The sequence below is a fragment of the Pseudomonas leptonychotis genome (assembly GCF_004920405.1).
In the GTDB taxonomy this organism is placed as follows: domain Bacteria; phylum Pseudomonadota; class Gammaproteobacteria; order Pseudomonadales; family Pseudomonadaceae; genus Aquipseudomonas; species Aquipseudomonas leptonychotis.
This window is the reverse complement of sequence record NZ_RFLV01000001.1, coordinates 1,089,911-1,110,229: the sequence shown is the minus strand read 5'-3', so window position 1 is coordinate 1,110,229 and position 20,319 is coordinate 1,089,911. Positions and strand designations below refer to the sequence as shown.

Sequence of the window (20,319 nt, the reverse complement as noted above, 5' to 3'; positions counted from 1 at the left end):
GGCTTCCTCAGGCGGTCTGTTGCGATGACACGAATGCCGCCAGGCTGGCTACGTTGGCAAAGTGCTTGCGGGTGTCTTTGGCTTCGGCGTCGATCTTGATGCCGAAGCGTTTCTGGATGGCCAAACCGAGCTCCAGGGCATCTACCGAGTCCAGGCCCAGGCCTTCGCCGAACAGGGTCAGGTCGGCGGCAATGTCTTCGGCTGCCATGTCTTCAAGGCCCAGGGCATCGATGATCAGGTTCTTAATCTCTAGTTGTAAATCGCTCATCTTTAGCGAGCTCCTTAATAAAGTGTTGATGCAGAAAATCGTTGAGTTTGCGTGAGGCAATTGGCGGCGGCCCCATGGCATTGAACTGTTGAGGGTCAATATCCTCGCCTACGCGCAAACGAAAGTGAAAACGGCGCGACGGAATGCTGTACCAAGGCTCGGCCTTGGTCAGGGTGGTGGGACTGACGCTGATCACCACTGGGGTGACGATGCGCGCACCACGCAGGGCAATAGCCGAGGCGCCGCGATGAAACTCAGGGTTTTGCCCGGGGGTGGTGCGCGTGCCCTCGGGGAAAATCACCAGGGTTTGGCCGCCTTGTAGGGCGCCGGCCGCCTCGTCGAGCATGTCCATGCTGCCGCTGTTGCTGATGTAGTGTGCTGCGCGCAGTGGCCCGCGCATGCTCGGGTTGTCCCACAGGCTTTGTTTGACCACGCAATTGGCGTTGCGAATAAAGGCGATCAGCACCACCACGTCGATCAGCGAGGGGTGATTGGCAATCACCATCTGGCCGGGGCGGCCGAGGCGTTCGATCCCCTCGACCTCGTAGGTCAGCACGCCGCTGCGGTACATAAACTGCACGAACAGATAGAAGGTTTTGCTGACCACCGCGCGGGCGCGGGTACGCCGGCTCAGGGCATCGCCTGGCAGCAGAGCGAGCAGCGGGAAGATCAGCACGCGCAGCAGCACGCCGCCGATACCGAACAGGCTGAAGCTCAGGGCTGTGGCAATCAGGCGCCACCAATAGGGCGCGCTGTACCGGCTCAGGCCTTGTTGCGTGACCAGGTCCATTGTCGGCTCTTCCAGTGGTGCTGCAGGGTCGGCTGGTTGCTGCACAATGCGCGCACCAGGTTGAGGGCGTGGGGCCATTCGCTGCGGGCGCCGTTGGCGCGTCTCAATTGCAGCTGCCAGTCATCACCGGGCGTCAGCAGCAGGCCAACAGCATAGGGAAACGGCACGTCATCGATAAAAGGCCTGTAAAGCTCGGGCGGGGTTTCTTCGGCAATCACCAGCAGCACCGCAGGCGCGCCGTCATGGAGCATGCCGCAGGCCTCCAGTACGGCGTTTTCCAAACCATCATGCGCGCCAGCCAGGGCGGTCATTTCGCTGTGATCACCGCGCTGGATCGACCACAGGCCGATGATCGCGTTATGCACCGAGAGGCTGAATTGAGTGGGCGACAGCGGCTCGTCATGGGCCAGGTCATTGAGGATGGTCAGGGTGCGCGGGGTTTCGCCGTGGCGACTGGCGAACACCATGGGCAATTGCGGGTGCGCCTCGGCCAGCGGCCAGGCAACGTGGAAGGCCATCCGCGCCAGACGGCTCAAACGCCTGCGTTGCATGGCCGGGAGCACACTGACATCCGGCTGTTCGCCCGCATCCACCAGGCGCGCCGGTGCCTGATGCCAGGCGCACCAGTCAGCCGTGCTGTCCAGGCCAGGGGCCCAGGCACGCCATTGTTCGATCCTGAAATATGTCACGCGGTGGGCGTCCGTGTCGGCTGCCGCCAGCCGCAACCAGCGTAGGCTTGGCAGCAGGAGTGGCGAAGTGCTGGCATTATCCAGACCGCGCGGGTCGTGCGCAAATCCGCAGCCTGCCGTTCTGACCAGAGGTGGCCACCCATTTGCCGAAAATCTCGCCCTTGTCACGTACTTTGCATAGAATCCAAGCCCGTTTCGGGGCTTATGTGGGATTCAGGAGGGAGTTTTATGCGGCGCGTGATCTTCAATCAGAAGGGCGGGGTGGGTAAATCCAGCATTGCCTGCAACCTGGCCGCGGTCAGCGCTTCCCAGGGCTATCGCACCCTACTGATCGACCTGGACGCCCAGGCCAACTCGACCCATTACCTCACCGGCTTGACCGGCGAGGACATTCCCATGGGTATCGCCGAATTCTTCAAGGGCACGCTGTCGTCCACGCCGTTCGGTAAAAAAGGCAGTGTGGATATCTACGAAACGCCGTTCGACAACCTCCACGTGGTCACTGCCACCGCCGAGTTGGCCGACCTGCAGCCCAAGCTTGAGCAAAAGCACAAGATCAACAAGCTGCGCAAACTGCTCGAAGACCTTGGCGAAGATTACGACCGCATCTACCTGGACACCCCGCCGGCATTGAACTTTTACACCGTGTCGGCCTTGATCGCCGCTGACCGCGTGCTGATCCCGTTCGACTGCGACAGTTTTTCGCGCCAGGCGCTGTACGGCCTGCTGCGTGAGATCGACGAGCTCAAGGAAGACCACAACGAAGGCCTGGAAGTCGAAGGCATCGTGGTCAACCAGTTCCAGCCGCGCGCCACCTTGCCGCAGCAGCTGCTTGATGAGCTGATCGCAGAAGGGCTGCCGGTGTTGCCGGTCAACCTGATGAGTTCAGTGAAAATGCGTGAATCGCACCAGGCCTGCATGCCGCTGATCTACCTGGACCGCAGCCACAAGCTGACCCAGCAGTTTGTTGAGCTGCATGACCTGCTGAATAGTGCCGACTGAATCGATGCTGAAAACAAAAAAGCTGCCTAGGCAGCTTTTTTTGTCCGCTGGTTCCGAGCCTGCTTTCAACGCAGCAGGGCCGACGCGCAGCAGATCGTAAGCCTGCTCCTAACGGACGACGTAAATGTCGCAAGGCGCCTTGTGCAGGAAGTGCTGCGCCAAGCTACCCAGCAATGCTTGCGACAGCGCGCTACGGCCGTGACTGCCGAGTACCAGCAGTTCGGTCTGGGTGCTTTTCAGATGGGCTTGCAGGCAGCGCAGAATGCCGCCTTGCTGCACCGAGTGGCTCAGGCTTGGGCCCGTTGCCGGTAGATTCTGCGCTTCATCCTCAAGCAGCTGGCTAATCAGGGCTTTTTGCGTGGTCAGCTGCGCTTCAACCTGCTTGGGTGTGCCCTTGTTTGGCTCGAATACATGCAAGGCATGCAGGTCGGCGCTCTCTGGCAGCAGGCGATAGGCCTGGCCCAGGGCGCTGCAGGCACAGAGCGAGAAGTCGATAGCCGCCAGGGCGCGTTCGTAAGGACGGAAGTCATTGCGCGCCACCAGCAGCAACGGCACCGGACAGTTTCGGGCGATGCGGTCGAGGCTGGTGCCGGAGAAAAAATCGTGGCGTTGATGATGGCCGCCAAGTACCAGTAGATCGCAACCCAGTGCGTTGAGCTGCTGCAGCACCGTTTCCGAAGGTTTAATGCCTGTGCGTATCAGCAGTTGGCTGCCGGGCGGGGCGTACTGGGTCAAGCTGCGATCCAGGGCCTGCTTGGCCTGCTCATGCTCCTGGCTGCTTTTGCTCGGGTCGAGTACATGCAGGATGGTCAGTTTTGCATTGAACTGCTTGGCCAGTTGCGCGGCGCGGCACAATGCCATGTCAGCGGTGTCGCGCAGGTCGTGGGCAATAAGAATATGACGGGGCATGGGCGGCGTTCTCCTGCCGATGCATGTCGGCACATTTATTGTGACCTCGAGTCATAGCCGGACTTTTGACCTAGGGCAAGGTCAGGCGTCAGCGGGCACGTAATTGGTACAAGCCACGACTCTCGACCACTACTTCACCACTGTCATCGGTCAGCTGCAACTCTAAAACGTATTCGGCCTTGCCTTCTTCTGTTGCCTGCTTTTGCAGGCGCTGAATTTGCTCAGCGCCAAGGCGCGCCTCGACGCGAATATCACCGGTGGCCGGGCGGCGAAAGCGCAGGTTCATTTCCTTAATGATGGGGTAGAAGCGCTGTGCGTCGAAGCTGGTGAGAAACAGCGCACCGCCGGGGATTTCTGCCAGGGTGAACAATGCGCCGGCATACATGCTGCCGATATGGTTCTGGTTATCGGCGATCGGCATCAGCAAGCGCACATGGCCTATTTCCAACACCTCGGCTTTGAGACCGCTGCGTTTAACGAAGGCGATCTGTTCTTCAGTAAGCTGGCGCACCAGCGCTAGAGGCATGTGCATTGTTGGGCTCCATGGGTGGTTATGGAACCAGCCTAAAGCGTGGTGGGTGCGGGGGTAATGACCCTAAGCCGCCGCGAGATTGACCGATTCGCTCAAATCAAGCGGTCAGATACCCTGCTGACGCAGCCATCCCAGTAATTGCGGCAAGGGTAAGGCGCCGCTCTGGCGGGCGACTTCCACCCCGCCCTTGAGTAGGATCAGGCTGGGGATCGAGCGAATGCCCATTTCGGCGGAGAGCTGCGGATTGGCTTCGCTGTCCAGCTTGCTTAGGCGGCAGTGCCCCTGTAATTGCTTGGCGGCTTGCTCGTAAATCGGCGCAAAGCTGCGGCACGGGCCGCACCAGCTGGCCCATACATCGATCAGCAGCGGTAAATCGCCTTTGTTCTGCGCGTCGAAGCTGGCCTGGGTCAGCTCGAAGGGTGTGCTGGGCAGCACCTCAGCCTTGCAGCGGCCGCAGCGTGGGGCATCGCTCAGGCGCTCAGCAGGAATGCGATTGAGGCCGTTGCATTGGGGGCAGGGGATCAGCAGAGGATTGGGCACGGGCGACTCCAGATTCGGGATAGTCCTTATCTGGAGTCGCGGGCGCAGATATCAAGTGCGCCGTGCCCGCTTAGATAATTTGCGCCGCCTGTAGCGCCTGGCTGAGGTCGGCGAGAATGTCGTCACAATGCTCGATGCCGATCGATAAGCGCACCATGTCACGCGGCACGCCGGCGCGCTCCAGCTCCTCATCATTGAGCTGACGGTGGGTGGTCGAGGCCGGGTGGCAGGCCAGTGACTTGGCGTCGCCGATATTCACCAGGCGCACCACCAACTGGAGTGCATCGATAAAGCGTGCACCGGCCTCCTGCCCGCCGACAATGCCGAACGAGAGGATTGAAGCGGGCTTACCCGCGCAATACTTCTGCGCCAAGGCGTGCTCGGGGTGGTCCGGCAGGCCCGCGTACTTGACCCAGGCCACCTGCGGATGATCGTGCAGGTAGTGCGCTACTTTGAGGGCGTTCTCGCAATGGCGCTCCATGCGCAGCGCCAGGGTTTCCAAACCTTGCAGAATCAGGAAGGCGTTGAACGGTGACAGCGCCGCACCAGTGTTGCGCAGCGGCACCACGCGGCAGCGGCCGATAAAAGCGGCAGGGCCGAAGGCTTCGGTGTAAGTCACGCCGTGGTAGGACGGATCCGGTGTATTGAGCAGGGCAAAGCGTTCTTTATTGTCGGCCCAGGGGAATTTGCCGGAGTCTACGACGATGCCGCCGATGCTGGTGCCATGGCCGCCGATGTATTTGGTCAGTGAGTGCACGACGATATCCGCGCCGTGCTCGAATGGCCGGCAGAGCATCGGCGTGGCCACGGTGTTATCGACGATCAACGGCACGCCATGGCGGTGCGCGGCCTCGGCCAGCGCTTGCAGGTCAACGATATTGCCGGCAGGGTTGCCGATGGATTCGCAGAAAACGGCCTTGGTTCTGTCGTCGATCAACGCTTCCAGGGCGGCGATGTCGTCATGGGCGGCGAAACGGGTCTGGATGCCGAAGCGCGGCAGGGTGTGGGCCAGCAGGTTGTAGGTGCCACCGTAGAGTTTGGCCACCGAGACGATATTGTCGCCCACTTCAGCCACGGTCTGAATCGCGTAGGTGATGGCCGCCATGCCGGAGGCCACGGCCAGCGCGCCGACGCCACCTTCCAGCGCCGCTACGCGCTCTTCGAGCACGGCGTTGGTTGGGTTCATGATCCGCGAATAGATGTTGCCCGCGACCTTGAGGTCAAACAGGTCTGCCCCGTGCTGGGTGTCGTCGAAGGCAAAGGAGCTGGTCTGGTAGATCGGTACCGCCACCGCCTTGGTGGTTGGGTCAGGGCTATAACCGGCGTGGATGGCCAGGGTTTCCAGTTTCATTCGCGCGTTCCTTCAGGGCAGATAGCAAGGCACGCAGCATGGCTAAAGCAGCAAGGCCCGGTCAATGCGCTTGAGCAATGAACCGGGCCTTGGTTTGCAACACCAGTGATTGAGCCTATGCCTTATACCGGCACCAGAGGCCAGAACCACGGGATAACAAAGCTGGCCACGATCCACAGAATAATATTTAGCGGGATGCCGACCTTCATAAAGTCGGTGAAGCGATAACCGCCGGCGTTGTAGACAAAGGTGTTGGTCTGGTAACCGATCGGCGTGGCGAAGCTGGCGCTGGCCGCGAACATGACCGCCACCACAAAGGCGCGCGGATCAACGCCCAGGTGTTGCGCGACGCCAATGGCGATGGGGGTGACCAGCACAGCCACGGCATTGTTCGAGAGCATCTCGGTGAGGACCGAGGTGAACAGGTAGATGAACGACAACATCAGCAACGGACCGGCCCACGGCATCATGGTCATGGTGTTTTCCACCAGCAGTTTGACCAGGCCGACCTTATCCATGGCGATGCTGATAGCCAGCATGCCGAAGATCAGGCTGAGAATCTTCCAGTCCACCGCTTTGTAGGCGTCTTCCACGTCCAGGCAGCGTGTGGCCAGCACGGTGACCGCGCCGATGATCGCCAGGCCTTCGATGGGCATCACGCCGAATGCGGCGAGGATCATCACAGACAGTGTGGCGATAATCGCAATCGGTGCCTTGTCGCGGCGAAAGGCGCGTTCTTGCACGGCGTTGAGGCTGATCAGTTCGCCGTTATCAGCGAAGCGTTTGATCTGCGTCGGCGTGCCTTCCACCAGCATCACATCACCGAACTGCAACTCGAAGTCATCGAGGTTGCCTTGAATATTCTCATCCTGACGGTGCACGGCGAGTACGGCGATGCCATAGCGCGCGGTGAGGTCGAGGTCGCGCATCGGCCGGTGGCTGTAGCGCGAGTTACGCCCAACGATGGCCTCGGCGAGGATCACGTCGTGGCTGCTGATGGTTTCAAACGCGTCGCTGCGGTTAAAAATCAGATGGCCGCTTTCGCGCAGTTCGACCACATCTTTGACCTGCCCATGCAACACCAGCTGATCGCCAGCAAGCAGCTGGGTGTCGTTATCGGGCTCGGTGAGCTGCTGCTCGTCGCGGAAGATTTTTAGCACCTTTAGCCCGCTACCACCGTTGAGGTTGGCTTCGTGCAGGGTCTTGCCGATCACCGGCGAATTTTGCGGCACCAGCAGTTCGGTCATGAACGTTCGGGCCAGGTCCGGGCGCAGTTGCTTGGACAGGGTTTCGCGGTCTGGCAATAAGTGGCGGCCGATAGTCAGCAGGTAAGCCATGCCGGCGGCAGCCAATATCAGCCCGGCGCCGGTGATTTCAAACATGCCGAAGGGCTCTAAACCGGCCTTACGCGCCACGCCGTCAACCAGGATGTTGGTCGAGGTGCCGATCATGGTCAGCGTGCCGCCGAGGATGGTGGCGTAAGACAGTGGAATCAGTAACTTGGATGGCAGGGTGCCGGCGCGGCGGGCTAGAGAGATGGCCACCGGCGTGAGGATGGCCACCACTGGGGTGTTATTCAAAAAGGCCGAGATCACCAGTGCGGTAATCGTCAGGCCGGTAAGGACGCGAATCGGGCTGGTACCGACCAGATCGCCAAGCCAGTTACCGAGGGCGTCGATGCAGCCGGTGCGCTCAAGTGCAGCGGATAACACGAACATGCAGGCGATGGTCACCGGGGCTGAGTTGCTCAATACGCTGAGCACTTCCGCAGGCGTCAGCAATTGGCTGATCAACAGCGCCGCCACGGCGATAGCGGCAACAATGTCCGGGCTCCACTTTTCGCGCACAAAAGAGTAGAGCAGCCAGACCAGCAGGGCGGCTACGAAGAGCAGAGGCAGGGGCAGCGAGTCCCAGAACATGGACATCCTTAACGTGCGAATCTCGTGTGAGGTATCGGGCGCGACCCATTCAGACGGGAGGGCCGGCAAGGCGGAGAAGATAAGGGTTGCTGCTTAGAGAGTCTAAGAATGTTTGGGAAGGTTTATATGCCTTTTCGATTTAATAGATAAGGCTGTACCGACGGCTCTAGCGCGCACTGTATCTGTGCGTCGGCGCATAAGCGGCTTAGGCTCAAGGCTTTACTGAAGGGGAGGTGGTATGCGCCAGTTAGGCATCTTGGGCGGTATGAGTTGGGAGTCCACGGCCAGCTATTACCGGCTGCTCAATCAAGGCGTGCGCGAGCGCCTGGGTGGGTTGCACTCGGCGCCCGTGTTGCTGCATTCGGTGGATTTTGCTGAAATCGCCGAGCTGCAGCGACGTGGCGACTGGCAGACGGCAGCCACGCTGTTGGCCAGCGCTGCGCTTGGCTTGCAACAGGCCGGGGCCACGGCCTTGCTGTTGGCCACCAATACCATGCACAAAGTTGCGCCTGCATTGGAGGCAGCGCTGGATATACCGTTGCTGCATATCGCGGATGCGGTCGGCCTGACGCTGCAACGCCAGGGGGTAAAGCGTGCGGCCCTGCTCGGTACGCGCTTCACCATGCAGGAAGATTTTTACCGGCAGCGCCTGGCTGAGCGCTTCGCGATTGAGGTGATCATCCCGACGCCTGCGCAGATGACGGAAATCGATCGAGTGATTTTTGCCGAGCTGTGCCAGGGCCAGTTTCTTGAGCCCGCTCGCGACTTCTATCTGGAATGCTTGCGTGAGTTGCAGGCCCAGGGCGCTGAGGTGGCCATTTTGGGGTGCACCGAGATTGGCTTGTTGCTCGATGACCTAGACGCGCCACTACCACTGCTCGATAGCACCAACGTGCATGTGGCGATGGGGCTGGAGTGGATGCTGGGTAGCTCGTAGGGTCGCCGCCTATCCTGCTGTTTGAGGTGATGCTGCGTGGGAGGCGCTTCAGCGGCGACAGTCGCGGCTAAAGCCCCTCCCGCACTGGCTTAGATCCGGCTCTTGACTGACAGGTTCGTAGGGTGATGGCGCTCTATCCATCCACTGGGGCAGTGGGTGGATGAAAAGGCGTCATCCACCCTGCGGCTCTGTTCAGGATGAGCAGCTGATTTCCAGATGCTTACCCCATTCCGGCGGGCGCTGGGCGTAGTGTTCGAAGCCTGGCTGCTCGTCGAAAGGGCGGGACAGCACCTGATGCAGTTCGCGCACCGGTGCGTAGTCGCCTTGTTCCGCCGCCTCAATCGCCTGCTGCGCCAGGTAGTTGCGCAAGATGTACTTGGGGTTGGCCGCATGCATGCGTTCAAGGCGCTGCGCGGGTTCATCATCATCCTGAGCGCTGCGTGCCAGGTAATCCACCGCCCAGGCGTCGAAGCCGGCCAGATCGGTAAAGTCGTCACGCAGGCGCGCTACGCCTTGGTCGGCTGGGCTGTTGCCGAGTTCGCGGAAGAAGTTGTTGTAATCCAGCGCACTGCCTTGCATCAGCTGCAGCAAGCGTTGCACCAGGGCTTCGTCGCCGTCATCGGCGCTGAGCAGGCCCAGGCGTTTGCGCATCAGGTCGAGGTAATGCGCCTGATACAGCGGCAGGAATAGGCTGAGGGTTTCGCGCAGGGCGTCCACCTCCACCAGCGGCACCAGCGCCTGGCCGAGGGCCGCGAGGTTCCATTGGGCAATCGGCACCTGGTTACTGAAGCTGTAGCGGCCGCTGTCGTCGGAATGGTTACAGATAAAGTTGCCGTCAAAATCGTCGAGGAAGGCGTACGGGCCGTAGTCGAAGGTGATGCCGAGGATCGACATATTGTCGGTGTTCATCACCCCATGGCAAAAACCGTAGGCCTGCCAGTAGGCGATCATCGTGGCGTTACGTTCAACAATTTCACGGAACATCGCCAGGTACGGCTGCTCCTGTTGTGCGCACGCGGCGTAGTGGTTGTGCAGCACATGCTCGGCCAGCTGTTTCAGCGATTCATGCTGCTGGGTGTAATAGAAGTATTCAAAGTGGCCGAAGCGCACGTGACTGGGCGCTAGGCGCAGGACCATGGCCGCGCTTTCCTGCTTTTCGCGCCACACCGGGGTACTGGAGCCGGTCACGCACAGCGCCCGTGAGCTGGGGATGCCGAGGGCATGCAAGTGTTCGCTGGCAAGAAACTCACGGATCGATGAGCGCAGCACCGCGCGGCCATCGCCCATGCGCGAGTAAGGTGTTTGCCCGGCGCCTTTGAGGTGCAGGTCCCAGTATTCGCCAGATTGGTTAACCACCTCGCCCAGCAGCAGACCGCGGCCGTCACCCAAGCGCGGGTTATAGCCGCCGAATTGGTGCCCGGAATAGACCATGGCGCGGGGCTCTGCAGCGCTCCACAGGGTGTGCCCGGCAAACAGTTTGGCGAACACTTCGCTTTCGGCTTCAGCGGGGTCGAGGTCGAGCAGGGCCATAGCGGCCGCACTGGCGACAACCAGGCGTGGCTCGGCAATCGGCTCGGGCAGCACATGGCTGGAAAAAACGTCGCCAAGGCGGGCGAAACGGTTGTCGAATTGCAGCTCGATGAGCGACTTCACGGTCAGGCTCCAGCCGGGCATAACAGGCCCGGCAGTGTCAGGGTTCAGACTTGCATTGGCAGGTCGAGTAGCGGGCTTTATAGCGGGTCCACGCTGGGCGCCGGCGGCAGTTGATCTTGTTTGGCCGCGGCCGCCGCACCGGCTTTCATGATTTCACCGCTGCTCAGGTTGAGTTCGTGGCCTTGCAGGTTTTTGATCATCACTTCGACCTGATTGAACGCCATCTCGACGTTGTTCTCACGGAAGCTGGTAGCGATGCGCGTGAGGATTTCGTCGGTGGCGGCGTTGCGGTCGCCCAACTCGCGCACATGGAAGCGCAGCTCGTAGTCGAAGGTGCTGGCGCTGATGGTCAGGAAGAACAGCAGCGGCTCAGGGTCGCGCAGCACTCGCGGGTTTTCCGTGGCGGCTTGCATCATCAGTTTGCGCGCCAGCGGCAGGTCGGTTTCATAAGCTACACCGATCTTCACGATGACCCGGGTGACGGTGTCGTTCAGTGACCAGTTGATCAATTGATCGGTGACGAAGGTCTTGTTCGGCACGATAATTTCTTTACGGTCGAAATCGGTAATGGTGGTGGCGCGGATGCGGATTTTGCTCACGGTGCCGGACAGATTACCGATGGTCACCACATCGCCGATACGCACTGGGCGTTCAAACAGGATGATCAGGCCAGAGATAAAGTTGGCAAAGATTTCCTGCAAACCAAAACCCAGACCCACCGAGAGTGCGGCCACCAGCCATTGCAGCTTGTCCCAGCTGACGCCGAGGGTCGACAGGGTGATGACAAAGCCAATCCCAACAATGGCGTAGGACAATAGTGTGGTGGTGGCGTAGGCGCTGCCTTGGGCCAGCTTCAGTCGCGACAGCACCAGCACCTCAAGCAGGCCTGGCAGGTTGCGCCCCAGCGCTACTGTGATGCCGATGATGATCAGGGCACCCAGTACATCACTGAGGCTGATCGGCACCTGGGTAACGGCATCGCCGGCGCCACTGCTGTATTCGTATAGAACGATGTTATCCAGGTAGGTAAACACTGAAATCAGGTCCGCCCAGACCCAGTACAGGCCCGCGATAAAGGTGCCGAGCAGGGCCAGGCGGATCAAGCGCAGTGATTGCTGATTGACCTGTTCGATATCCAGGGTCGGCTCCTCGACCACGGTTTCCGTGCCTTCGCCGCCATCCTTGCTCTGCGCCTGGCGTTTGGCCAGTGCACGCTGGTAGGCCAGGCGGCGTGCAGCAACGCCCAGGCCGCGAACGAAGGTGGCTTCGATAATCAACCAGATCACCAGCAGGTACAGCGTATTGATCAGGCGATCGCTGAGTTTCAGCGCGGTGTAGTAGTAGCCAAAACCGACCGCCACGATCAACGCCAGCGGTAGCAAGCTCAGAGCGATGCCGATCAGCATGCGGAAGGGCGAGGCATGTTCGCGGGCCGGGCCGCTGAGCAGCAGTTTGTGTAACAGCCAAACCATCAGGGCGTAGCCGCTCAGCACTACGCTCAGGCCGATTACGTCATCGCCCAGGCCTGCCGGCTGATGTTTGGCAACTGTCACCACGGCCACCAGGGCCATCACCACGAGGCCGAGGCGGCGCACTTGGCGGTGCAGAAAGTCGACTTGCGAGCGACCCCAGCGGAAGTGCAGCTCGGCCACGCCACCGTCGGAAAGGATGCGATACAGGGTGTAGAACACCAGCCAGGCCTGCGCCATTTGGAACAGCGCTTCACCCAAGTTGGCGTTTTGCCCGCGGGCGTCCATCTGCAGAGCAAAGCCGCACAGCGCTAAGAATAGGGTGCCGGGGAGCGCTAATAACAGATTGAGCATGATGGCCATCGGCGTGTGCAGCTGGCTGTCACGCTTGAAGTGGCCGATGTCCTGGTGGAGTTCGGCGAGCTTGCGATACAGGTAGCCGCGCCGCCATAACAACACGGCAATCAGTAACAGCAGGGGCAGGAACAGCAGCGGGCGCTCGGTTAAGCCAGCACCCAGCTGGCGCAGGTTAGCGCCCCAGGCTAGTTCGGCAATCTGCCGCTCCAATAAGCGCGGTACGGATTTGAACCAGTCCAGGTCCAGCGGTTTGTTGCTGGGGATCCAGAACATTTGCTCGTCGAGGGTGTTGCGCAGGGTTTCGGCGGTGCTTTTCAGTTGTTTCTGGTTGAGCTGCAGCGTGATGGACTCATTGAGTAGGGCGTTCAGCTCACGGTTCAGGCGGTCGACCAGTTCGCGGCGGGTATTGATGATATCCATCAGGTCATTGCGCAGGGCGAGTTTATCGACTGCGCTGCCTGGGGCTGCGTCGAGTAGTTGGTCAACATACACGCTGGGGTTGTTGATGTTCTCGCGCTGCTGGTTGAGTTCAAATTGGTACAGGCGCAGATCGGCAATTTGATCCGGCAGGCTGCTGTCGATCTCCAGCGTCGGTAGGGCCTGTTGTTGCTTATAGAGGATGCGCGAAAGCAGCAGGCTGCCCTGCAGCACGCTGATCTGCTCTTCCAGTGCCTGGTCGCTCTGGCTCAAGCTGTCGAGTTGTTGCTTGGTCTGCAGGTTCAAGCGAGTCAGCTCGTTAAGCCGGTCGGTGGCGCGCAGCAGGTAATCGGAAAGCTTAAGGTTCAGCGCACTTTCACGCGCCAGCAGGTTGTCAGTGCCGGCTTTCTTGGCTTCGCGCGATTGCTCGGCGACGGTCTGCTCGGACAGGTTGCGGCGCTTCTCGTTGATCAGGCTCTGTAGATCGAGCAACTCTTGCTCAAGGCGTTTGATGCGCTCTTCCAGCAGGCTTCTGCGGCTGTTGCCGAGCTCCTGCAGCAGGCTATTGCCCGCTAACTCCTGGCGGCGCAGCTGGGTTTGTGCCTCGAGCTTGGCCAGTTCTGCATTTAGCTGGTCACGGCGCTCTTTGCTCAGCGATTTGTTGGAGTCACGGCCGTTTTTCAGGATGTTATTGATTTCCTGGCTGCGGGTTTGGTTGCTGCTGATTTCTCCCTGCGCGCGTTCTGGCCGGGTTTGCGCGGTGATTACTAGGCTGTTGGCCTCGATAATTTGTTTTTGCCATTCGTTCAGCTGCGCGTTGCGTTCGGCCAGTAGCTGTTCGAGCTGGGGCAGCGTGCTTTTGCCATAGCGCTGGTTAACCTGGGTTGGTGGGCTGGCTTTGAGCCGCTCAAAGTCGCGTTGCGCCTCGTTCGTCAGGCGCGGTGCTTGTTGCCGCTGCTTTTCCAGGTCGCTCAGGCGCTGCTCGCTGTCGGCCTTCTCGTTCAGCAGCGCCAGGGTTTTCTCCAGCGTCTGCTTGACGGCCAGTTGCTCGGCTTCTGGCAGCTTTCGGTCGGCCAGATTGTCCAGGCTTTTCTGCACGTCCTCACGGCTCGGCGGCTCGGTGGCATGCAGTAGGGAGGTGCTCAGGCACAGCCCAAGCAGAGCGATAGCTAGATACGTGCGAAGAGAGGGCATAGTGACGATCGTGGGCTCGAAAAGAAGCTGAGTTTAACAGGCGCCTGGCGAAGCGCCTGTGCCGTGTAAAACGGCTTATTAATTAGAGTCGGTTTACGGTTTCGCGAGCTAGAGCCCTGCTTTTAACGCAACAGGGCCGACGCGCAGCAGATCGTAAACAGACTCTTAAAGGAAGAGCCCTGGTCCTGGGCCATTGCCTTCGGGGAATCTGACGCCGACTTTGCGGATCTTGTTCCCGTCCATCGCTGCCACTGTCCAGGTCAGGCCTTGCCATTCCACTTGGTCACCGATCACCGGCGAGCCGCCAATCTTGTGAGCGATAAAACGGCCCAGGTGCAACTGGCCTTCGGCGCCTTGCAGTTTCAGGCCATAGAGTGCGGCAATGGCCGCCAGTTCGGCGTCGCCTTCGAGGACGAAATCGCCGAAGAAGCGCAGGTCCTGGCCCCGTGTTGGCGCCTGGCTGAACAGCTTGCCGAGGGCCTGTAGGTCGTGTTCGTGACCGACCACGCAGAGCAAGTCACCGGCTTCTAAGGTGGTGCTACCGGAGGGGTGCAGCAGCTCTGTCTGACGGAACAGCGCGGCGATACGGGTGCCTTCGGGCATTTTTAATTCGCGCAGAGGCGCGCCGATGCACCATTTTTCCGCGCCGAGGCGGTAGATAAACAACTCCCACTGGCTGGTCGGGTGCACATCCAGGCCGGCCCGTGAGACTGGCGCCGGCTCTGGCGGTACGGTGACGCGCAACAGTTTGGCCGCCCACGGTAGGCTGGTGCCTTGCAGCAGCAGTGAAACCAGCACGATAAAAAACGCCACATTGAAGAACAGTTGAGCATTGGGCAGCCCCGCCATCAGCGGGAACACCGCAAGAATAATCGGCACCGCGCCGCGCAGGCCGACCCAGGCGATAAACGCCCGTTCGCGGTCATGAAACGCGCGAAATGGCAGTAACCCTAGAAACACCGACAACGGCCGCGCGAATAGAATCATCCACAACGCCAGGCCCAGTGCCGGCAGGGCAATCGGCAGCAGTTCATGGGGGGTGACCAGCAGGCCGAGGACCAAGAACATACCGATTTGCGCCAGCCAGGTGAGGCCGTCGAGCATATGCAGGATGCCGTGGCGCGAGCGGATCGGGCGGTTGCCCAGCAGCAGGCCGCACAGGTAGATCGACAAAATGCCGCTGCCGCCCACGGCGGTGGTGATGGCGAAAATGATCAAACCGCCGCTGACCACCAGCAGCGGGTACAAGCCGTTGGCCAGCTCCATGCGGTTGATCAGGTTAAGTAGTAGCCAGCCGCCGCCAAGACCGAACAGGGCGCCGATGCCGAACTGTTGCAGCAGTTGCACCAGCAGGTCCCAGCTCATGCCGTCCTGGCCGCTGGCGAGCATGGCGATCAGGGTGACGGTGAGAAACACCGCCATAGGGTCGTTACTGCCGGATTCGATTTCCAGGGTGGCGCTGACCCGTTCGTTCAGGCCGCGGCCACCGAGCAGGCTGAATACGGCGGCGGCATCGGTGGAGCCGACAATGGCGCCGATCAGCAGGCCTTCCATCCAGGTCAGTTCAAACAACCAGGCAGCGGCAACGCCGGTGAGCCCTGCGGTGATCAAAACCCCGACAGTGGCCAGCGACAACGAGGGCCACAGCGCCACGCGAAAGCTGGAAACCCGCGTGCGCATACCGCCGTCGAGCAGGATGATGGCCAATGCCAGGTTGCCCACCAGGTAAGCCAGCGGGTAGTTGTTAAAAATGATACCGCCGGGGCCATCGGTGCCGGCAAGCATGCCGACGCCAAGAAATATCACCAGAATGGGGATGCCGAAGCGCGATCCGAAAGCACTGACCAAGATGCTCATGGCCACCAGCATTGCACCGATCAAGAACAGATTATTGATGGTGCTGGCATCCAAAGGCGCTTACTCCGTGCGGGTTGGTGAGCGCGCCACTGTGCAGGGCGCGTGCTCGCGATTCTAACCGCTGGCTGGTTCAGTCGCTGAAAAAAAACGCCCCGCATTAAGCGGGGCGTCGGTGCTGCTGGCCTCGAGGCCGCGTTAGAACCAAGCCTCCTGCATGCCCAGACAGGTGTCGTCGCGGGCTTCGAGGATGGCCAGGTCGTGGTGGCAGCTCGGCACTTCCCAGGTCAAGAAGTAGCGCGCGGCCTGCAGTTTGCCCTGGTAGAAGTCGCGATCAGCCGGGTTACCCTTCGCCAGGCCTTCTTCTGCGCGGATTGCCTGCTCCAGCCAGCGCCAGCCGATTACCGTGTGACCAAACACTTTCAGGTACAGCGCCGAGTTGGCCAGGCCCTGATTGACCTTGCCGCTCATCAGGTCGCCGAGCAGTGCCAGGGTGACCGCTTGCAGGCGCGCCAGCAGTTGTTCCAATGGCTGGCGCAGTGACGTCAGTGAGTCATGGGCTTCGGCGCGCTGACAGGTGCCGTGGATCAGTTTGAGCAGTTGCTTGAGCGCCGCACCACCATTCATCGATACCTTGCGGCCCAGCAGATCCAGCGACTGGATGCCGTGGGTGCCCTCGTGAATCGGGTTAAGGCGGTTATCGCGGTAATACTGCTCCACCGGGTAGTCGCGGGTGTAGCCGTGGCCGCCGAGAATCTGGATGGCCAGCTCGTTGGCTTTGAGGCAGAACTCCGATGGCCAGGATTTAACGATTGGTGTGAGCAGATCCAGCAGCTCCAGGGCCGTGCGACGCTCCTCTTCAGACGCCAGTGTGAGGGTGTCGTCGAACAGGCGCGCGGCATACAGGCCGAGGTCGAAGGCGCCTTCGACATAAGCTTTTTGGGTCAACAGCATGCGCCGTACATCGGCATGCTCGATGATCGCCACCTGGCTGGAGGTCGGGTCTTTACCGTCGGGCAGGCGGCCCTGTGGACGCTGGCGTGCATAGTCCAGCGAGTACAGGTAGCCGGCGTAGCCGAGCATCACCGCACCCATACCCACGCCAATACGCGCTTCGTTCATCATCTGGAACATATACGCCAGGCCGTGGTGTGGCTTGCCCACCAGATAACCGACACAGTCAGCGTTATCACCAAAGTTCAGCGCGGTGGAGGTGGTGCCGCGCCAGCCCATCTTGTGAAAGAGCCCAGCCAGAACCACATCATTACGCTTGCCCAGGCTGCCATCATCGTTAACCAGAAACTTCGGCACGATAAATAGCGAGATGCCTTTCACTCCAGCCGGGGCGTCCGGAAGCTTGGCCAGCACCATGTGCACAATGTTTTCGCTCAGCGGGTGGTCGCCACCGGAGATAAAGATTTTGTTGCCCTTGAGTCGGTACGTTCCGTCGCCAGCCGGTTCGGCGCGGGTGCGGATGTCCGACAGTGACGAGCCGGCATGCGGCTCGGTGAGGGCCATGGTGCCGAAGAAACGTCCATCAATCATTGGCTGCAGGAAGCGCTGCTTCTGTTCATCGCTGCCGAAATTTTCGATCAGGTTGGCCGCGCCCATGGTCAAGAACGGGTAGGACGTGGTGGCCGCGTTGGCCGATTGAAAATGCGCGAAACAGGCTTGTGACAGCAGGTTAGGCAGCTGCATGCCGCCAGCGTCGAACTCGCGCGTAGCATTGAGGAAGCCGGCTTCGAGGAAGGCATCTACCGCTGGTTTGACCTCGGGGATCAGCACGGCGGCGCCGTCGACATACTCCGGCTCGTGCTCATCATTCTTGCGGTTGTGTGGCGCGAACAGGTTTTCCGCGATGCTGCGCGCGGTGTCGATGGCAGCGTCAAAGGTTTCGCGGCTGTGCTCGGCAAAACGCTCGCGCTGGGTCAGGGCTTCGGCGTCCAGCACTTCGTAGAGCTCGAAGGCCAGGTTGCGGGAACTGAGCAGGGTCTCGGACATGCGGATATCTCCGGTGGCAATGGGCTGAGTCTAAGCAGCTGCAGGCGGAGCTCCCAGCATTATCAATAAGGGTGATAGCGAGCTGTTGGGCCGAGGGGTTGTGTAGGGTGGATGGCGCTTTATCCATCCACCAGGCCGCATTGGTGGACGGGTGAAGCGTTATCCACCCTACGAGGTTGTGCAGTAGCTGTCGTGTTTATTGGGTAAAACCTCGGGCCAGTTCGGCGGTCAGCGTGGCGGCGCTGATGGCCTTGCAACCGCTGACATTCTGCCCGGCCCAAAGGGGTGAAAAATCACCGCTGCCCTGGCTTTCCGCTTTGGTCCGTAGGGGTGCAATGGCCGCCGTGGCCAATGGGAAGCTAGGTGTGGCCGCGCTGATCGGGCCCAGTTCGCGCATCACCCGGTTTACGATGCCGCGTGCCGGGCGGCCGCTGAACAGGTTGGTCAGGGCGGTATGTTGCGCCGCTGGGCTGTGCAGCGCAGCGCGATGGATGGCGCTGGTGCTGGCCTCCGGGCAACACAGGTAGGCTGTGCCAATCTGAACGCCGGCCGCGCCCAGGCTCATGGCGGCGCGCACGCCTTGTGCATCGGCAATGCCGCCGGCGGCAACCACGGGCAGGCTCACCGCCGCGACAATCTGCGGCAGCAAGGCGAAGGTGCCGAGCTGGCTGGTTATCTCATCGGTCAAAAACATGCCGCGATGACCGCCCGCCTCCAGGCCTTGGGCGATGATTACATCGGCGCCATGCGCCTCCAGCCACAGCGCTTCGGCGACCGTGGTGGCTGAGCCGAGCACCTTGGCGCCACAGGCTTTGACCCGTGCCAGCAGTTCAGGCGAGGGTAAGCCGAAGTGGAAGCTGACCACGGCGGGGCGAAACTCATCGAGCAAATCGGCCATTTCAGCGCTGAATGGCTGGCGGCCAGGGCCGCTGGCAATGCTTGCCGGGTCGATATCCAGCTCGGCGTAATAAGGTGCCAACGCTTCGCGCCAGATGGATTCTTGCTGCGGCTGAGGGGCGGGCGGGGTGTGACAGAAGAAGTTGAGGTTGTAGGGCTTGCTGGTTTTCTCGCTCAGCGCCGTGAGTTCTTTGCGCAAGCCGGCAGCGTCGAGCATGGCGCAGGGCAGCGAGCCGAGGCCGCCGGCATTGCATACCGCGGCGGCCAAGCCATGTAGCTGTACGCCAGCCATCGGCGCCTGAATTAGGGGAAGGTCGATATTTAGCAGGGAATTGAGATCCATCTGTTTAAGCTCCCGTGTGGCGAGTCGAATGTGAGGGGATAAACCAGCTCCAGACCAGTGCCCAGAGAATGGCCAGGGTGCCGAAGGCGAAGCTTTGCTCAAGATTGCCGCCATGTCCCAGCCACAAGCCCGCGAGCCATGGCCCGGCCAGTTGCGCGACGCCATACAGGGCGATCAGCGCGGCAGATAGGCGTATGCCTTGGTGTGGCTGCAGGATGCGCGCCAGTCGCTGGGTTAGCAGAACACTGCCCATGAATGTACCGCCGACCAGCACCGCGCACAGTAGTAAGCCGATGGTACCGGGCATGAGCAATGGCGCAGCACAGCCGATTGCCTGTAGCAGGTAGGAGCAGAGTAGAGCACGGCGATCTCCGAGGTGGCTGCCTAGGGCGTTCCATAGGGCGATGGAGGCCAGGCAGGCTAGTGCTGTCCAGCGCCAGGCACCGCTCAGCAGGGGATCGTCGGCCGGCAGCTGCTCGCGGGCCAGGGCCGGCAGAAAGGTCATCGGCAGGATGTAGCCGAGACCGGCACCGGCGTAGGCGAGAAACAGCGGTGTGCTGGCTTGATCGAGCAGTGCCGACGCGGGGAGCTGGATCGCAGCCGGCTGGGTTTGCAGGGTCAGGCGCGCGAGCAGGCAGGCGCTCAGTGCGGCCAGCGGCAAGGCCAGCGCGGCCACTGGCCACCAGCGTGCGGCACCGTCTAACCATGCGGCCGGCCAGTCCGCCACGCCGCTGGAGAGCAGCAGCCCGCCGCCCAGGCCGAGGTAGACCAGGCCGCTGAGGCGCGTGCGTTGCTGCTGCGCCAGCCATTCCAGGACCAGCGCGGGTGCCTGGACGAACACCAGGCCGTTGCTGATGCCGTTGGCCAGGCGTAGCCAGAGCAGGCTGGAATAGTTCTCGGTAAATCCTTGGGCGAGGGTCAGCGCGGCGTTCAGCAATAGCGCCATAGGCAGCGCCACGCGCATCTTCGTCGGCGCGTGCAGGGCCAGGGCGAGCAGGGCACCGAGCAGGTAACCTATGTAGTTCCAGGTCGCCAGGCGCGCACCCTGTTCCAGGCTGAGCAGGCCGTCGGCGATCAGGTGTGGCAGCAAGGGGGGGAAGGCGAAACGGCCAAGCCCATGCACCACCATCAGCGCACTGGCACCGGCTAGCAGGGCGAGGAGGATATGACGGGGCTGGGCTGAGGGCATGGGGCGAC

General features: G+C 61.1%; 16 protein-coding genes. 2 read left to right on the top strand and 14 right to left on the bottom strand.

Going from position 1 to position 20,319, the window contains the following annotated elements; all coding sequences use genetic code 11:
- Positions 1 to 7 precede the first annotated feature (7 nt).
- Genes D8779_RS05000 through D8779_RS04990 form a run of 3 tightly spaced genes read right to left on the bottom strand, consistent with a single transcriptional unit; the run spans position 8 to position 1,747 of the window.
- On the bottom strand, positions 8 to 268 hold the full coding sequence (locus tag D8779_RS05000) for a phosphopantetheine-binding protein (RefSeq protein WP_090249897.1): 261 nt from the start codon (positions 266 to 268) through the stop codon (positions 8 to 10).
- Positions 243 to 1,058, bottom strand: coding sequence for a lysophospholipid acyltransferase family protein (locus D8779_RS04995; RefSeq protein ID WP_167492526.1), 816 nt, complete (start codon positions 1,056 to 1,058; stop codon positions 243 to 245). The genes D8779_RS05000 and D8779_RS04995 overlap by 26 nt, the downstream gene beginning before the upstream one ends.
- Positions 1,031 to 1,747, bottom strand: coding sequence for a beta-ketoacyl synthase chain length factor (locus D8779_RS04990; protein ID WP_136663345.1), 717 nt, complete (start codon positions 1,745 to 1,747; stop codon positions 1,031 to 1,033). Before D8779_RS04990 ends, D8779_RS04995 begins: the two co-directional genes overlap by 28 nt.
- Before the next feature lie 228 nt (positions 1,748 to 1,975).
- On the opposite strand from D8779_RS04990, the gene D8779_RS04985 reads away from it, so the two are divergent.
- Complete coding sequence (locus tag D8779_RS04985; protein ID WP_136663344.1) at positions 1,976 to 2,749, top strand: ParA family protein; 774 nt, start codon at positions 1,976 to 1,978, stop codon at positions 2,747 to 2,749.
- A 108-nt stretch (positions 2,750 to 2,857) separates the two neighbouring features.
- On the opposite strand, the gene D8779_RS04980 is transcribed toward D8779_RS04985, so the two are convergent.
- The 5 genes from D8779_RS04980 to D8779_RS04960 all read right to left on the bottom strand — a co-directional run bounded on the left by D8779_RS04980 (position 2,858) and on the right by D8779_RS04960 (position 8,000).
- Positions 2,858 to 3,658 carry a universal stress protein gene (locus tag D8779_RS04980; protein WP_136663343.1) on the bottom strand — a complete coding sequence of 267 codons (801 nt, stop codon included), beginning with the start codon at positions 3,656 to 3,658 and terminating at the stop codon, positions 2,858 to 2,860.
- 88 nt (positions 3,659 to 3,746) lie between these two features.
- Positions 3,747 to 4,190 (bottom strand): YiiD C-terminal domain-containing protein, encoded by a 444-nt coding sequence (locus D8779_RS04975; protein WP_136663342.1) that lies wholly within the window; start codon positions 4,188 to 4,190, stop codon positions 3,747 to 3,749.
- 105 nt (positions 4,191 to 4,295) lie between these two features.
- Positions 4,296 to 4,730, bottom strand: coding sequence for a thioredoxin TrxC (trxC, locus tag D8779_RS04970; RefSeq protein WP_136663341.1), 435 nt, complete (start codon positions 4,728 to 4,730; stop codon positions 4,296 to 4,298).
- 70 nt (positions 4,731 to 4,800) lie between these two features.
- Positions 4,801 to 6,081: a bifunctional O-acetylhomoserine aminocarboxypropyltransferase/cysteine synthase gene (locus tag D8779_RS04965; protein WP_136663340.1), complete on the bottom strand. Its 1,281-nt coding sequence runs from the start codon at positions 6,079 to 6,081 to the stop codon at positions 4,801 to 4,803.
- Between the two features lie 122 nt (positions 6,082 to 6,203).
- A complete protein-coding gene (locus D8779_RS04960) occupies positions 6,204 to 8,000 on the bottom strand; it encodes an SLC13 family permease (RefSeq protein WP_136663339.1) in 1,797 nt (598 codons plus the stop codon).
- Between the two features lie 238 nt (positions 8,001 to 8,238).
- On the opposite strand from D8779_RS04960, the gene D8779_RS04955 reads away from it, so the two are divergent.
- Complete coding sequence (locus D8779_RS04955) at positions 8,239 to 8,937, top strand: aspartate/glutamate racemase family protein (RefSeq protein ID WP_136663338.1); 699 nt, start codon at positions 8,239 to 8,241, stop codon at positions 8,935 to 8,937.
- Positions 8,938 to 9,129: 192 nt separating this feature from the next.
- On the opposite strand, the gene selO is transcribed toward D8779_RS04955, so the two are convergent.
- The 6 genes from selO to D8779_RS04925 form a co-directional block, all read right to left on the bottom strand.
- Positions 9,130 to 10,590 (bottom strand): protein adenylyltransferase SelO, encoded by a 1,461-nt coding sequence (gene selO / locus D8779_RS04950; RefSeq protein WP_136663337.1) that lies wholly within the window; start codon positions 10,588 to 10,590, stop codon positions 9,130 to 9,132.
- Positions 10,591 to 10,667: 77 nt separating this feature from the next.
- On the bottom strand, positions 10,668 to 14,027 hold the full coding sequence (mscK, locus tag D8779_RS04945; protein ID WP_136663336.1) for a mechanosensitive channel MscK: 3,360 nt from the start codon (positions 14,025 to 14,027) through the stop codon (positions 10,668 to 10,670).
- A gap of 165 nt (positions 14,028 to 14,192) precedes the next feature.
- Positions 14,193 to 15,938, bottom strand: coding sequence for a potassium/proton antiporter (locus tag D8779_RS04940; RefSeq protein WP_136663335.1), 1,746 nt, complete (start codon positions 15,936 to 15,938; stop codon positions 14,193 to 14,195).
- A gap of 141 nt (positions 15,939 to 16,079) precedes the next feature.
- A complete protein-coding gene (locus tag D8779_RS04935) occupies positions 16,080 to 17,882 on the bottom strand; it encodes an acyl-CoA dehydrogenase (protein ID WP_136663334.1) in 1,803 nt (600 codons plus the stop codon).
- Positions 17,883 to 18,078: 196 nt separating this feature from the next.
- Positions 18,079 to 19,122, bottom strand: a complete 1,044-nt coding sequence (locus D8779_RS04930; protein ID WP_136663333.1) for an NAD(P)H-dependent flavin oxidoreductase — start codon at positions 19,120 to 19,122, stop codon at positions 18,079 to 18,081.
- Between the two features lie 4 nt (positions 19,123 to 19,126).
- A complete protein-coding gene (locus D8779_RS04925; protein ID WP_136663332.1) occupies positions 19,127 to 20,311 on the bottom strand; it encodes a YbfB/YjiJ family MFS transporter in 1,185 nt (394 codons plus the stop codon).
- Positions 20,312 to 20,319 lie beyond the last annotated feature (8 nt).

Excerpts from the sequence above, each read along its gene's own strand:
- D8779_RS04965 (WP_136663340.1), bottom strand. The coding sequence starts at position 6,081 with ATGAAACTGGAAACCCTGGCCATCCACGCCGGTTATAGCCCTGACCCA.
- D8779_RS04935 (WP_136663334.1), bottom strand. The coding sequence starts at position 17,882 with ATGTCCGAGACCCTGCTCAGTTCCCGCAACCTGGCCTTCGAGCTCTAC.
- D8779_RS05000 (WP_090249897.1), bottom strand. The coding sequence starts at position 268 with ATGAGCGATTTACAACTAGAGATTAAGAACCTGATCATCGATGCCCTG.
- D8779_RS04995 (WP_167492526.1), bottom strand. The coding sequence starts at position 1,058 with ATGGACCTGGTCACGCAACAAGGCCTGAGCCGGTACAGCGCGCCCTAT.
- D8779_RS04975 (WP_136663342.1), bottom strand. The coding sequence starts at position 4,190 with ATGCACATGCCTCTAGCGCTGGTGCGCCAGCTTACTGAAGAACAGATC.
- D8779_RS04960 (WP_136663339.1), bottom strand. The coding sequence starts at position 8,000 with ATGTTCTGGGACTCGCTGCCCCTGCCTCTGCTCTTCGTAGCCGCCCTG.
- D8779_RS04985 (WP_136663344.1), top strand. The coding sequence starts at position 1,976 with ATGCGGCGCGTGATCTTCAATCAGAAGGGCGGGGTGGGTAAATCCAGC.
- D8779_RS04955 (WP_136663338.1), top strand. The coding sequence starts at position 8,239 with ATGCGCCAGTTAGGCATCTTGGGCGGTATGAGTTGGGAGTCCACGGCC.
- D8779_RS04925 (WP_136663332.1), bottom strand. The coding sequence starts at position 20,311 with ATGCCCTCAGCCCAGCCCCGTCATATCCTCCTCGCCCTGCTAGCCGGT.
- D8779_RS04930 (WP_136663333.1), bottom strand. The coding sequence starts at position 19,122 with ATGGATCTCAATTCCCTGCTAAATATCGACCTTCCCCTAATTCAGGCG.
- D8779_RS04980 (WP_136663343.1), bottom strand. The coding sequence starts at position 3,658 with ATGCCCCGTCATATTCTTATTGCCCACGACCTGCGCGACACCGCTGAC.
- mscK (WP_136663336.1), bottom strand. The coding sequence starts at position 14,027 with ATGCCCTCTCTTCGCACGTATCTAGCTATCGCTCTGCTTGGGCTGTGC.